Here is a 12,376-nt window from a genome sequence, read left to right on the forward strand (position 1 = left end):
TGAGCAACTACGCCGGCCTAGGAGGCTGGGTTCCCGCTGCCCCGCTCAAAAGTAACCAAGCACCCACTCCTGAACAGCTGGCGTGTCATTTATGTCGCCATCGAAAACATATCGCGGCTCATAACCTTGATTATTCCCCCGCACTCGATCTCTCCAGACCTTCAAGGGCAACCAGAACCGCGCCCCGCTTGGCAAGACCTGAGAGCCAATGTCGATATACAACGTGTCACCACTCGTTGGTAAACCAAAATGGATCGCTCCGGGAACGGCCAGAACCGCATCGGCAAAATCCAGACAGGCACTTGCACAGAATGAATCCGTCACCAGCACAAGCTGGCCTTTGAATGTCTTTGGGTTCGAATCCTTAGAGCGGTCTTGATCGAGCGAAGGCGTTTCTGGCTGTCGTAACCAGTCTTTCCTCTCCACAAGCGCAGCGCTCATCGACTCACGCATACCAGAAACAAACTTGTAGGTGTCGCTGTTTTTTTCGTAACCGTTTTCCATGCTGGCCAACGCGTTATTCAGTGTGGCAAGCGCAAGAGGAGAAACCCGCCACATTGCATACGACCGAGAGGATTGATCCAGGTTTTCGACAAACGGTTCACCCAATAAAGCAGACAAAATTCTTGCCCCGACCAAGCTGTTACCACCGCGATTGCCACGTGTATCAAGTACAACAAGCTTGGCATCATCGATGTGCTTGAGAGCGCCGAGCATTTTTTCGAGGGACGTATTCTCGGCTGCCGAAGGTGCAAAATTCGATGCGTGCACCCAATAGCGCCCGCCTCCGAGGTTCCTCAGGACCTGAGGTGGTTGAGGCTGAGCCAGCAAATTGTTTAGTTGCCCGCGATCCTCCTGCCATGACAACGTAAAGTTTTGCTGCACTCCGTTCGGCAGAACGACCAGGCAATGGCTTGCCCGTTTACGGGCAAGCACTGGATAGTCCGCATCATCAACGGTCAAATGCTTGGCCAAGTAATTCCAGGTGGATTTCAAATCCAGTCGGCGATCTACATAAGGCGATATTTCGTCAGCCAATATCTCGCGGACCGGTTTCCCGTCACACGAGATGACTCTCGAGTCGATTGGAGGCAAAGGGACAGGCCACTCCTTTGCGATACGACTGACGACAAAGTCCTCCCCTCTCCTATCCAGCACGTAACCGGCCCAGGAAGATTTGCCTTTGCTGGATGGATAAACGCCTACATGGCCGTCCTTGAATCCTGAAATATAGAAACCCCGAACGGCTTGAGCATCCCTCTCCGAGCTGACACGCTGGGCCAACTGCTTTGCCTCGCGATAGCCTCGCTCAACCCAGTCAGTAAAACCTTTATTTTCCTGATCTATGGCGCCTGGGTGAGAGGAAACGATCAGTTGGTGAACGGCGGAAAGGTCTCTCACCGTCATGTCGACTAATCCATCCTTGGGCGACTCATCGGCAAACACAGAGCCGACAACCCCGACGCTCAGAACTACAGTCAAAAAACCTTTAACAACATCCATATCAAAACGATCGACCGTGTAAGAGTTTCCATGCCAAAGCTGATTGTACCTATTTGTCTCCTAGAACAACTCCGCGCTTGAAGATCTCCAACGTCTTCGGCCCGATACCGTTAAAACTGAGCAACCACTGCTCAAACTCAGCTACTTCCATTGACCCGCTCTGCAACGCGTTCATTCGAGATTCCAGTTCGGTATCCAGGCCCACACCAAGCTCGTGCAGTCGCCGCGCCGTGGATTCATCGTATCGTGCGTAGCCCGCTTGCCCGAGGAGCCTGACAAGATCTCGATGTGGGCATCGGGCGAGCTTTGCAGGCGTATCCAGGCCATATCGATCAACCAGATTCCGGTACGCCTCAATGGCGACAGAGGAACGAATCCTTTTACCGATCAGAAAACTGGCGAGCAGCCACCGATACACTCCGTGGCCGCTCGGGTTGTCCGTCTCAATACCGAGATCGGCAGTGGAAATTGGGGTCACCCCTTCGATCGCCTGGGGTCAGCGGAACGCGGATAGGTGCGTTCTTCCTCAATGGAGCCGTCGGATTTGTGAATCTTCACCGAGGCGGTTTTGCCATCAAAGAAATCTGTCAGAGCGCTCATCAACTCCTGCTTGGTGGCCGCTTTTTTGGAAGCACGCTCTGCACCGGCTTTCTTCAGTTCCCAGCCATCTGCAGAAGGGCTCAGGTGATAGTTGTCCATTGCCTTGCTCCTCACATTTAAATGGATTCTGCTTCGTCCTGAATATCTTCCTCCGCCTCGGCTGCATCGGTGGCGTCGGCATCGTTCAAGGGCGGTGAAGTGGGCTTTTCCGGATCGTTTATGTAGGGCACGCCGCTAGGGCCGTGCTCTTCATGTCCTTCAGTCTCAGGCTGCATGCTGGTTCTCCTTCATCTTTCTGATAGTGATTGGAGGACAGGCGTGGCGAGGCGTTCAATGCTTTACGAGTTTGCGTTAGCTTTAGCCCGACTACCTGAGATTGAATGAGCAAGGCTTGATCGACACGCTTCGATAAGCTCACGAAAAGCTATGCCGCCATGGTTTCACTGGCTTATTCCATGCAATGTTTGCGACATCTCTTTTCTTACAGAGCCTAGGTAAGACAGGACACTGGAAATCGCTTCTAATGTATTTTTATCCACTTCAATTCCTACTTGCCTTCCTTAAATAGAAGGCGGAAATGCAAAGTGCAAAAAAACCAACGCCACCGAGAATCCAAACACTATCTTTCTTACCTTTAGCCAACCTCTCCTCGGACATCGCTCTACTGATGATCTCTTTACCATCCACCACCAGAACTACTAATTTCCGCTGGCCCAACGCAGGCAAAAACTTTTGCTCATACCAGAAAACACGGGCACGCTTCCCTAACAAATCTGAACTTTTCTGCTTTGTTATGCACGTAGGATAGCCTCCTAAATTTGAAGCACAGGTAAACCGGTATACATTCTCCCCATCGCTGATTTTTGTGATGGCTTTACCCTTAAACCTTTCCTCTGAAAGAACACCTGACGACTCGTTTAATATAACCGGAATGTGTGATATGGACTGATGCCACAAAATAACAATCATAAACCCCAAATAACCAACAAAACTAAAGATGGCAAAATTTCTGTAGGCAACCCTAGATTGATCGGAAATGTTAGTACCCATCTTCTCTCCACCAAAAAATAATTATCTGTTTGCCAGCTCAATCAGGATTGAGCATCGCCCTGAGTCCCTCCGACAGATGCTGCTCTGGGCGGCTGTCGCTACTCCACCGACCGTGTGAATAGCCAATTGCTGAACTGCGCCATCCGCCGGTGCCGTTAAGTGCATCAAATGATCAGGTTGTTCAGCCTTTCTAACCCCCTGAGTCAGTGATGCTATCTATTGCGAACAGTGTGTAGCATGGCGCTGGTTGCCTCTGACGAAGAGGCACTAATGCGAGCGTAGACTAGAAAGTTGCGGCGAACTAAAGACACTTAGATCAAAATGCTATCACGCCATTTTCTGTTAAGTATTAGTTGGAGGCTACCCTGCTTGCGCCTCTTGGAAAGGAAAGCATTATTGACGTCAATTTTGCGATTCGCGTCTATGAAGAATTCTTGACGCCAGAGAAATTCTGTAAGTTTTTCGCCGCCATAAGGAAATGGCAACCGTTGTTGCACGACTCGATAGGCTTCTTGGAAAAAAATATCTGATGAAGTCCTGTGGTATCCATTATCAAACGTCCGCAGGTATGATTTGCAATAAGCTGTTTTCATAGCTGTTCGAATATCTCTCGCTTCCAATGTTTCTATAAAATCACACAGAATCGACTGAGAAACGATAGACCTCGACTACCTATATCGAATACAAAAGAAACATCGCTATCAATCGAGTCAGGCTTAATTTCAGACAAAATTAAAGCGAGCCAATATCTAGACCACCGATCCCGGCTTGGCTCTGACCGATAAGCACAGTATGGCTCGCCGCACCGAACAATTGATCACCCGCGCTAAAGCAGTCTTGGTGGCGTCCTTGTGTCCATGGCAGGATTTGGTCTCAGATAATCAGATATGGTTACCCACTTTACTGAGTCGTAACCACCCAAAATTAACAACGTTTAACTCACCAGCCAGCCCCCCGCGACCAATAATCAGGCCCTCTTCAGCGAACTGGCTACAGCATGCGTACCGCAACCCAAGTACTGAAAACCCGGAGCCTTCACAGCAATAAGGCCCGCGCGCAACCATGGCCACGATCCAGGCTCTGGTTATCCATGTTGCTAATCGGCACCTGCGGCACGGCCCTGGCCGCCGAGCCATCGGCGCAAGGCTTTATGGACGGTTCAACCCTGGATGTGCTGAGCCGAAATTTCTTCCTGCAGAATGACTACCGGTCCCCCTCCCCGGCGAACAAAAACTATAAACAAGAGTGGGCCCAGGGCTTCATCGCCTCATTTGCCTCCGGCTTTACCCCCGGCACCGTCGGTTTCGGTGTCGATGCCCATGGTTTTCTCGGTGTGAAACTGGATGGAGGCAAGGGGCATTCCGGAACGGGTTTGCTGCCGCTGGATTCGGATGGTCGCAGTGAGAGCGACTTCTCCAGTGCCGGTGGCGCGTTGAAGCTGCGCGCGTCCCGAACCACCTTGGCCTACGGTGAGATGACCGTGGAAACCCCGGTGTTCGACACCGCCGACAAACGCCTGCAACCGGAATACGCCACGGGGTTTCTGCTCGACAGCCGGGAGGTCGACGACGTGCATTTACAGGCCGGACGCTTCACCGCTTTCAAGAATCAGGAAGCCTCGACCCGCAAAGGGGATTTCACCGGTTATGGGGTGAGCACCGAGACCGGCAGTATCACTTTCCTCGGCGCCCAATTATTCGAGGATCAGCCGTTGGGCGGTGCTCTGTACGCGTCCGAGCTGAGTGACACCTGGCGTCAGTACTACGCCAACCTGCATCTGAAGCAATCCGGGTTCTTTCTGGACAGCAACGTTTATCACACTCAGGCTTACGGCAACGCCGTGGCCGGCGCGATTGATAACACCGCTTATAGCTTGTCTGGCAAATATACTGTCGGCGCTCAGGGATTCACCCTGGCTTATCAGAAGATCCATGGCGACACGCCCTTCGACTTTGTCGGCGGTGACTCGATCTACCTCGCCAATTCCATCAAATACGCTGACTTCAACGGTGCCGGCGAACACTCGTGGCAGGCCCGCTACGACCTCGATTTGGGGGCTTTCGGTGTCCCGGGGTTGAAATTCATGACCCGCTACGTTATCGGTCGCGGCATCGACGGTACCCACGCCCCCCAAGGTGGGGCGTACAACCCATTTGCTTCGGACGCCGGCCAGTTCGTCCCGCAACAAGGGGATGGCGGACGCCATTGGGAGCGGGATATCGATCTGCACTACATCGTGCAATCGGGGCCGGCCAAGGATTTGTCCGTGCAGGTGTCCCAAGTGTCACATCGGGCCAATAGCGCTCAGGGCGGGGATGACATTGACCGGATTTACATCGTGATTGAGTACCCCCTCAAGTTGGGACGTTTTTAACCGGGTCGCTTCACGGTGGCCTTGAATATCCTCTACCGCCGAGGAGGCATCGCTACCCACAGCTCTATGACTTCGGGATCGGCCTGAACCTTAGCCTCTGTACGAAAAGCCTTGAGACTCGTTCATGCTGCGTTGAAAACAGCCTCGGAATGCTCATGTACTCCAGTACACTGCGCTTCCTCGGCTGTTTTCGCCTTGCCTGACCTTCGTCTCAAGACTTTTCGTACAGAGCCTAGGGAAAACCATTCGTGGTATTTCCGTCGTCCTTCATATTTTGTATGTATAGCCCAATTTGTGCCCAATCCTCACTGAGCTCGAAATCAAAAACGTCTAGCGAGGATAATTTCCGGACCTCATCAAAATCGACATGAGCCAATAACAACCCAGCGCCAGTATTGGCAAAAGTTGCAGCATCAGCAACATGAGAGGCGACTATGAAGCCTACAGATATAGCCTCCACCCATAAAAAAGGAGTTTTATAAGCTGGTTGTTTTCCGAGAGTTCTATGGGCGACCAAAGAATCCAGGTAATCATTCATTGTGGGTTGGGTATGTTTAAACTTTCTCTTTTTCAACTTAACAAAATAGATATGGTAATTCGCCATCGTCGCCTTCCTCCATTCTGGCTACATGCGCCCACTCTGTCCCCGACAATTCGCCGCCTCAAAAAACACCTCAAGCATCTCGTAAACCCCACTTGGACGATTCACGCGAACCGACGAGGCAATCGGCTGGCACGCAAGCCTATCGGCTCGGTGTCCAGCCGGATCGCATCGATGCGGATCACTGGGCAAACGCCCAGTAAATCAGGCGCAGCTATCATCGTACACCCTCCCGGGTTCGTCCATGACCCACGACCTGGACAAACACATGCAGGTCAGCGCATAACCTGACCGACGCAGGCGCCGTTCACCATGCTTACCAGCGCGGGCGCCATTTACCGAATCAGCCGAGGTCGCCGCCACTGACCGGCAGCGTCACGCCGGTGATATAGGAAGCCTCATCCGAAGCAAGGAACAGGATCGCCGCGACCTGTTCATCGATCGTCCCGTAGCGTTTCATCAAGCTGCTTTGAATCGTCTGGTCGACGATTTCCTGATACCAGACCTTCTCTTCTTCGGTTGGCTGCGCGGTATTGCGAGGGATACGTCGCGGTGGCGCTTCGGTGCCCCCGGTCGCGATCGCATTGACCCGGATACCACGCTCGGCATTCTCGAAAGCCAGGCAAGCGGTCAAGGCGTTAACCCCGCCTTTGGCTGCGCCATAAGGAACCCGGTTGATGCTGCGGGTGGCAATTGACGAGACGTTAACAATCGCGCCACTCCCTTGTTTGAGCATGTAGGGCAACGCCGCGTGACAGCACCACAGGGTCGGGAACAACGAGCGACGCACTTCAGACTCTATTTGCGTGGCCTGATAATGCTCAAACGGTTTGGTCCAAATTGTCCCGCCCACGTTGTTGATCAATATATCTAGGCTGCCGAAGGTCTCCACGGCGGTGGCCATCACTGACATGCACTCCGTATGTATCTCCAGATCGGCAACCAGGGTCAATACGTCGTCCTGTTTGAGCTCATGCACCAGCTCGGATCGATCAACCGCGACAACCCGCGCGCCTTCGGCCAGCAGTTGCTCGCAAATGCGCCGACCGATTCCTTGAGCTGCGCCAGTGACTAGCGCGACCTTGTTCTCGAATCTGTTTTTCATGACAACCTCGGACGGAATGTTCCCGTAACGATTCAGGCCGCGGCAGGCGCGAACTTCTCGAAATAGAAATTGGCAGGGTTGATCCCTTGCTCACGGATGTAGCGGTTTACCGCTTCGACCATAGGTGGAGGACCGCACAGATATACGTCTACCTCGCCCCCGTTGAGATGCCGTGGCTCGATGTGTTGGGTGACATAGCCCTTGAACGGATAGGTGCTTTGCGGATTGGCCACGCAGGCGCGAAAACTGAAGTTGGGTATGCGCGCGGCGAATGCTTCCAGGCGATCCAGCTCGACCAGGTCGAAATCATTGGTGACGCCATAAATCAGGTGCACCGGATGCCCACTGCCCTGCTCTGCGATTTTTTCCAGCATGGCTGCGAATGGCGCCAACCCGGTCCCCCCAGCCAGCAGCAACAATGGCCGCTTGATTTCCCGCAGATAAAAACTGCCCAAGGGACCGGCCAGATTCATGCTGTCGCCGGCCTGGGCCAAGCCGGTCAGGAAACTGCTCATCAGACCGCCAGGTACGTTACGGATCAAGAAGCTGACTTCACCGCCTTTCTGCAACGAGCTGAAGGAATAGGCACGAGTCTGCTTGCTACCGGGTACTTGCAAGTTGACGTATTGACCCGGCAGGAACGCCAGCTTGTTCAGGCAATCGCCCTTGATCGAAAGCGTGATGGTACTTTCAGACAGCCGCCGTACATCACTGATCGTTGCCTGGAAGCTTGCCTGTTCGGTCTTGCAGACTTGCGAACCTGCGGGCACCCGCACGACGCAATCGCTCTCGGCGCGCATCTGGCAAGTCAGCACATACCCTTGGGCAAGTTCGTCTTCGCTCAGGGCGTCTTCGATGAAGTTGTCACCCATGTCGTAACGCCCGGCCTCGGCGAAACACTTGCAGGTGCCGCAGGCGCCGTCACGACAGTCCAGCGGGATGTTGATGCCTTGACGATAAGCCGCATCAGCGACGGTTTCGTGCCCCTCGGCCTCGATGAAGCGGGTAATCCCGTCTTCGAAATTCAATGCGATCTGGAAACTCATGTTGCACCTCGCTCACAGCGTCGAGCCGATATTCGAATGCGTCGATAGCGCTCGCCGCAGCCTGATCAGATGTGATAGATGTCGATGACCTGGCGGACGTAATCGTTTTTCAGCACAACTTTCTTCGCCTTGATCAGCGGCTGATCGCCGCGCAGGTCAAGGGTGTAGAAACTGCTGCCGAAATAGCTGTCCGTTACCTGGTAGCGAAAGCTCAAGGTGTGCCAGTTGAAGCGCACCATGCACTGCCCTTCGGTCTGCTCGACAATTTCAATGTTGCTCAGGTTGTGAGAGGTACGCGTATCCGGAATGGTCGCACTCGAGCGCTCGGTCTTGATGCGGAATACACGGTCTTCCAGGCCACCACGATTGCCGTACCAGATCAGCGATATTTCGCTTTGCGGATCTTCGGTCAGCGTGTCGTTGTCGTCCCATGCAGGCATCCAGAAGGTGGCATCAACGGCGTACAGCTCCAGCCATTGGTCCCATTGAGCATCGTCCAGGTAGCGCGCTTCGCGGTAGAGAAAGTCACGTACAACGTCATAAGTACTCATTGCACGGCCTCCACTGGAATCAATTCCTGCTCGCCGGACACGGCCTTGAGCATGGTTTCTTGCCAATATTTGTGCTGCAGTACAAACAGGCCCTCGTCTTCGGTGCGTTTGCCGGAGAGCAACGGTTTGAGATCGATTTCCTGTGCTGCGGTGTCTGCGCCCTCTACCCAGTGGTTTGCGCCGCGAGACATGTCATTCCATCCGCGACCAGCGCCGTAACCGGTCTGGCAGGAGCGGAACTCTTCCAGATCGTCCGGCGTTGCCATGCCACTGACGTTGAAGAAGTCTTCGTATTGACGAATACGCTTGGCGCGCGCCTCGGTGCTCTCGGCTTTAGGGGCGATGCAGTAAATGGTGATTTCAGTCTTATCGACCGAAATGGGCCGAGCGATGCGAATCTGCGAGCTGAACTGATCCATCAAGTACACGTTCGGGTACAAGCAGAGGTTGCGGGAGTTTTCGATCATCCAATCGGCGCGCGCCTGCCCAAAGTCGCGTGCCAGCTCATCACGGCGCTCATAGGCAGGTCGATCCTCGGGGTTGGCCCAACGAGTCCATAGCAACAGATGACCATGGTCGAAAGAGTAGAAACCACCGCCATTCTTTGCCCAGCTGCCGGCGCTCATGGTTTTGATTTCTTCACCCGACTCGCGTTGCTTGCGCTGGTTCTGGGTCGCTGCGTAGTTCCAGTGAACGGAGCTCACATGGTAGCCGTCAGCGCCGTTTTCGGCCGTCAGTTTCCAATTGCCTTCGTAGATATAGGAGCTGGAGCCACGCAGTACCTCCAACCCCTCCGGCGATTGATCCACAATCATGTCGATGATTTTGGAAGATTCGCCCAGATGCTCCGCCAATGGCTTTACGTTGGGGTTCAGGCTGCCAAACAGAAAGCCGCGATAGGACTCGAAACAAGCGACTTTTGTGAGGTCATGAGAACCTTCACAATTGAAGCCTTTGGGGTATCCAGCGTCACTTGGCTCCTTGACCTTGAGCAGCTTGCCGCTGCTATTGAACGTCCAGCCGTGAAACGGGCACGTGTAGCTGGAACGATTGCCGGACTTATGCCGGCAGAGCATGGCGCCGCGATGGCTGCAGGCGTTGAGAAAAGCGTTGAGCACACCGTCTTTGTTGCGCGCGATGAAAATCGGCTGACGCCCCATGGTGGTGGTCAGGAAGTCGTTGTTGTTGGGAAGCTGGCTTTCGTGGGCAAGGTAAATCCAGTTGCCTTCGAAGATGTGTTCCATCTCCAGTTCGAACAGACGCGGATCGGTGAACATCTCCCGCTTGCAGCGGTAGACGCCGTTCTCCTTGTCCTCATCAAGCAGGGCATTCAGGTAGTCGTTTCCCAGGGACATGGCCAGGGCCTCCATTGTTATTGTTCAGGCCCGATCAGATTAGGCAGACAACTCAGGAGGCAATATCCGGTTCCCGCAGATCACTATCCATTTTGCGCAGCCATCACACCGAATGGATTAGCGGCATCAGCATGCCAGGATGGCGTATCTAGAAACGCGATTTGAGGGTTTGCGAAGGAAGCTCGCCGAACTGCGAACGGTACAGTTCAGAGAAGCGGCCCAGGTGAAGAAAACCATAATCCAGCGCCACTTCAGTAAGGCTGCGGACCGGACAACCCGGGTCGCTCAGGCAGGCGTGAATGCGTTCCAGTTTGCGCTGGCGAATGTACTGTAAAGGCGTGATACCCAATTGGCGCTCGAACAGCACGTACAAAGACCTTGTGCTGACATTGACCTGTTGTGCCAGATGCTCAGCGTTCAAATCCTGTTTCAGATTCCGGTCTATGTAATCGAGAATGCGATCGAAGCTGGCCGATTGCGATCCGGCGCTTTCTCGGCTGACATTGGTCGTCATGAGCGACAGCAGCTTGCTGCCGATTATTTGGGTGTAATGCTCTTGCACCCGCTTGATTGGCGTACTGGCCTCGGACTCCTGGCAAATCATTGCCAGCAAGCCAAGGAACCCCTCCAACTCGTCCAGTTGGTAATGATTACGCAGAAAACGTATGCCCGTCGCAGGCCGAAACCACCGCAGCTCATCGCATATCGATTCAAGCAAATGAACGGGCAATTTAAGAATGAATTTTTCGCAATCCCGCGAGTACGTCAGATCGACAGGATCGTCTGGGTTGATCAACAGCAGTTCGCCCGGGAGAAGGTAGTGCTCGCGTTTATGGCCTCGCCACAGACAGTTGCCGCTAAGCAGCACCTGAAGATGGTAAACGGTCTCCAGTGCCTGCGACGTGACACGTACGCTTCCGCCATAGCTGATGCGGCACAGGTCGAGATCGGCGAACTTGCGATGGTTCAGACTGGCCTGAGGGTGCGCGGTTCGAGAGAGGCCGATGCGATGGGATCCAACATGCAGATTCACATAGTCGGACACCGCGTAAGGATCCGCATCCCGAAATATGCTACTGCGCTCACTGAGCAGATGGCTATCCACCGGTTTGGCACTCGAACTTGCAAATAATAGAGTCATTACGCTCACCCGAAGAGAAACCTGCGCCTGGCGTGGTGCGAATGCCTCCAGGCTTAACGGCGCATCCGCAATGAGGCGCCCCATGTGGACTGACGATCAAGCATGCCACAGTCCGAGTGTACTCCCACTTAACCATCAGACTTTGAATTGCGTTCTGCCCCGTGACAATTACTCAGCGATAACCGGTGAGCTGATCCGGAATACGATGCCCGAAGAAATAACGGACGCCACTTTCGAACCTGCTGGCATGGGAGTCTTCGAGGAAAGCCTCCATAAGAGCTGCGGCCTGCATCGGTCGGAACACCCGGTCATGGTAAAAGGAAGAGCAGTCGATGCCGGTCGCACATTCGAAGCGCCGGCGCAGTTCGAATGGGAAGCAAGGTTCTCGCAGGCGCCGTAGAATCCGCTGGGCCAGGCCAATCACACTCAGCGGTTCACCGCCGTCGACACAGACCTGGTCCGTACCGAATCTACCTGCCAGTTCGGCGCATCTGTTCAGCACCGCGTTGCGATAGCTGTCCAGTGACTCGTAGTCCTGGTGGTCGCAGAGTTCGTATCCCGTCTCCAGGCAGCCCGAGAGATGCACTGGCAGGATCTCGGCATCGCTGATGGTCGCGACCCGTTCAAACGCAGCGAGAACGATGGGAATGTCTGCCAGCTTTCCGCGCCGCGTGAGCACTGCGCCCCAGGCCAGTGTGAGTTCAAGGCCCACGTCTTCGGATGCCAGTCGTGTTGCGAGAGTGTCGACAGTAGACGTCGGTCCGGCATCGCCTAGCAGCTCCGCGCATAGGCGTCGGTTTACCGGGTGGGTGTCGCCGCTGCCCAACTCGACGAGCCCTGGCAATGAGCTGAAATCGCCAAGCTTTGCCCGTCTCAGGGCTTCCAACCACTGAAAGTAGTCACCCTCCTGCGGCAACTGCCCGACTTCCCTTCCGGGAGGCATGGTCACTACGTCAGGGTAGGCAAAATACCCGCGCCCTTCCCAGTCGACCATTGCGGGGTTGCCATAACGACTCCACTCCATTATCACTCCTCACAGTCGTCGCTTGT

Annotated in this window: 13 protein-coding genes and 1 pseudogene; 2 read left to right on the forward strand and 12 right to left on the reverse strand. The window is 54.2% G+C overall.

The annotated features are described in order from the left end of the window. Positions 1–45: 45 nt before the first annotated feature. From LOY35_RS14165 to LOY35_RS14180, 4 genes are read right to left on the reverse strand one after another with little or no spacing between them, the layout of a single operon-like run. The gene (locus LOY35_RS14165; RefSeq protein WP_258623700.1) at positions 46–1,503 is read right to left on the reverse strand and encodes a S41 family peptidase; all 1,458 of its coding nucleotides are present in this window, start codon (positions 1,501–1,503) and stop codon (positions 46–48) included. 49 nt (positions 1,504–1,552) lie between these two features. Beyond that, complete coding sequence (locus LOY35_RS14170) at positions 1,553–1,981, reverse strand: DNA methylase (RefSeq protein WP_258623702.1); 429 nt, start codon at positions 1,979–1,981, stop codon at positions 1,553–1,555. Beyond that, positions 1,978–2,202, reverse strand: a complete 225-nt coding sequence (locus tag LOY35_RS14175; RefSeq protein ID WP_258623703.1) for a DUF2188 domain-containing protein — start codon at positions 2,200–2,202, stop codon at positions 1,978–1,980. The genes LOY35_RS14170 and LOY35_RS14175 overlap by 4 nt, the downstream gene beginning before the upstream one ends. Before the next feature lie 17 nt (positions 2,203–2,219). Beyond that, entirely contained in the window at positions 2,220–2,378 is a 159-nt protein-coding gene (locus LOY35_RS14180) for a hypothetical protein (protein WP_258623705.1), read from the reverse strand. Positions 2,379–2,501: 123 nt separating this feature from the next. On the opposite strand from LOY35_RS14180, the pseudogene LOY35_RS14185 reads away from it, so the two are divergent. Continuing rightward, positions 2,502–2,597, forward strand: a pseudogene (locus LOY35_RS14185) (IS5/IS1182 family transposase); the annotation flags it as partial. A 46-nt stretch (positions 2,598–2,643) separates the two neighbouring features. On the opposite strand, the gene LOY35_RS14190 reads toward LOY35_RS14185, so the two are convergent. Continuing rightward, entirely contained in the window at positions 2,644–3,153 is a 510-nt protein-coding gene (locus tag LOY35_RS14190; RefSeq protein ID WP_258623706.1) for a hypothetical protein, read from the reverse strand. A 1,090-nt stretch (positions 3,154–4,243) separates the two neighbouring features. On the opposite strand from LOY35_RS14190, the gene LOY35_RS14195 reads away from it, so the two are divergent. After that, positions 4,244–5,527, forward strand: a complete 1,284-nt coding sequence (locus LOY35_RS14195) for an OprD family porin (RefSeq protein ID WP_258623708.1) — start codon at positions 4,244–4,246, stop codon at positions 5,525–5,527. Between the two features lie 232 nt (positions 5,528–5,759). Here LOY35_RS14195 and LOY35_RS14200 read toward each other — a convergent pair whose 3' ends face one another. The 7 genes from LOY35_RS14200 to LOY35_RS14230 all read right to left on the reverse strand — a co-directional run bounded on the left by LOY35_RS14200 (position 5,760) and on the right by LOY35_RS14230 (position 12,350). Continuing rightward, complete coding sequence (locus tag LOY35_RS14200) at positions 5,760–6,131, reverse strand: hypothetical protein (RefSeq protein ID WP_258623709.1); 372 nt, start codon at positions 6,129–6,131, stop codon at positions 5,760–5,762. A 340-nt stretch (positions 6,132–6,471) separates the two neighbouring features. Further along, complete coding sequence (locus LOY35_RS14205; protein ID WP_258623710.1) at positions 6,472–7,233, reverse strand: 1,6-dihydroxycyclohexa-2,4-diene-1-carboxylate dehydrogenase; 762 nt, start codon at positions 7,231–7,233, stop codon at positions 6,472–6,474. 32 nt (positions 7,234–7,265) lie between these two features. Beyond that, entirely contained in the window at positions 7,266–8,279 is a 1,014-nt protein-coding gene (gene benC, locus LOY35_RS14210) for a benzoate 1,2-dioxygenase electron transfer component BenC (protein WP_258623713.1), read from the reverse strand. Positions 8,280–8,344: 65 nt separating this feature from the next. Further along, positions 8,345–8,830: a benzoate 1,2-dioxygenase small subunit gene (benB, locus tag LOY35_RS14215; RefSeq protein WP_258623715.1), complete on the reverse strand. Its 486-nt coding sequence runs from the start codon at positions 8,828–8,830 to the stop codon at positions 8,345–8,347. After that, a complete protein-coding gene (gene benA, locus LOY35_RS14220) occupies positions 8,827–10,185 on the reverse strand; it encodes a benzoate 1,2-dioxygenase large subunit (RefSeq protein WP_258623716.1) in 1,359 nt (452 codons plus the stop codon). The genes benB and benA overlap by 4 nt, the downstream gene beginning before the upstream one ends. A gap of 148 nt (positions 10,186–10,333) precedes the next feature. Then, positions 10,334–11,290 carry an AraC family transcriptional regulator gene (locus LOY35_RS14225; RefSeq protein WP_258633630.1) on the reverse strand — a complete coding sequence of 319 codons (957 nt, stop codon included), beginning with the start codon at positions 11,288–11,290 and terminating at the stop codon, positions 10,334–10,336. 208 nt (positions 11,291–11,498) lie between these two features. After that, positions 11,499–12,350 (reverse strand): hypothetical protein, encoded by an 852-nt coding sequence (locus tag LOY35_RS14230; RefSeq protein ID WP_258623722.1) that lies wholly within the window; start codon positions 12,348–12,350, stop codon positions 11,499–11,501. Positions 12,351–12,376: the final 26 nt, after the last annotated feature.

It is taken from the genome of Pseudomonas sp. B21-028 (assembly GCF_024749045.1).
Taxonomy (GTDB): Bacteria; Pseudomonadota; Gammaproteobacteria; order Pseudomonadales; family Pseudomonadaceae; genus Aquipseudomonas.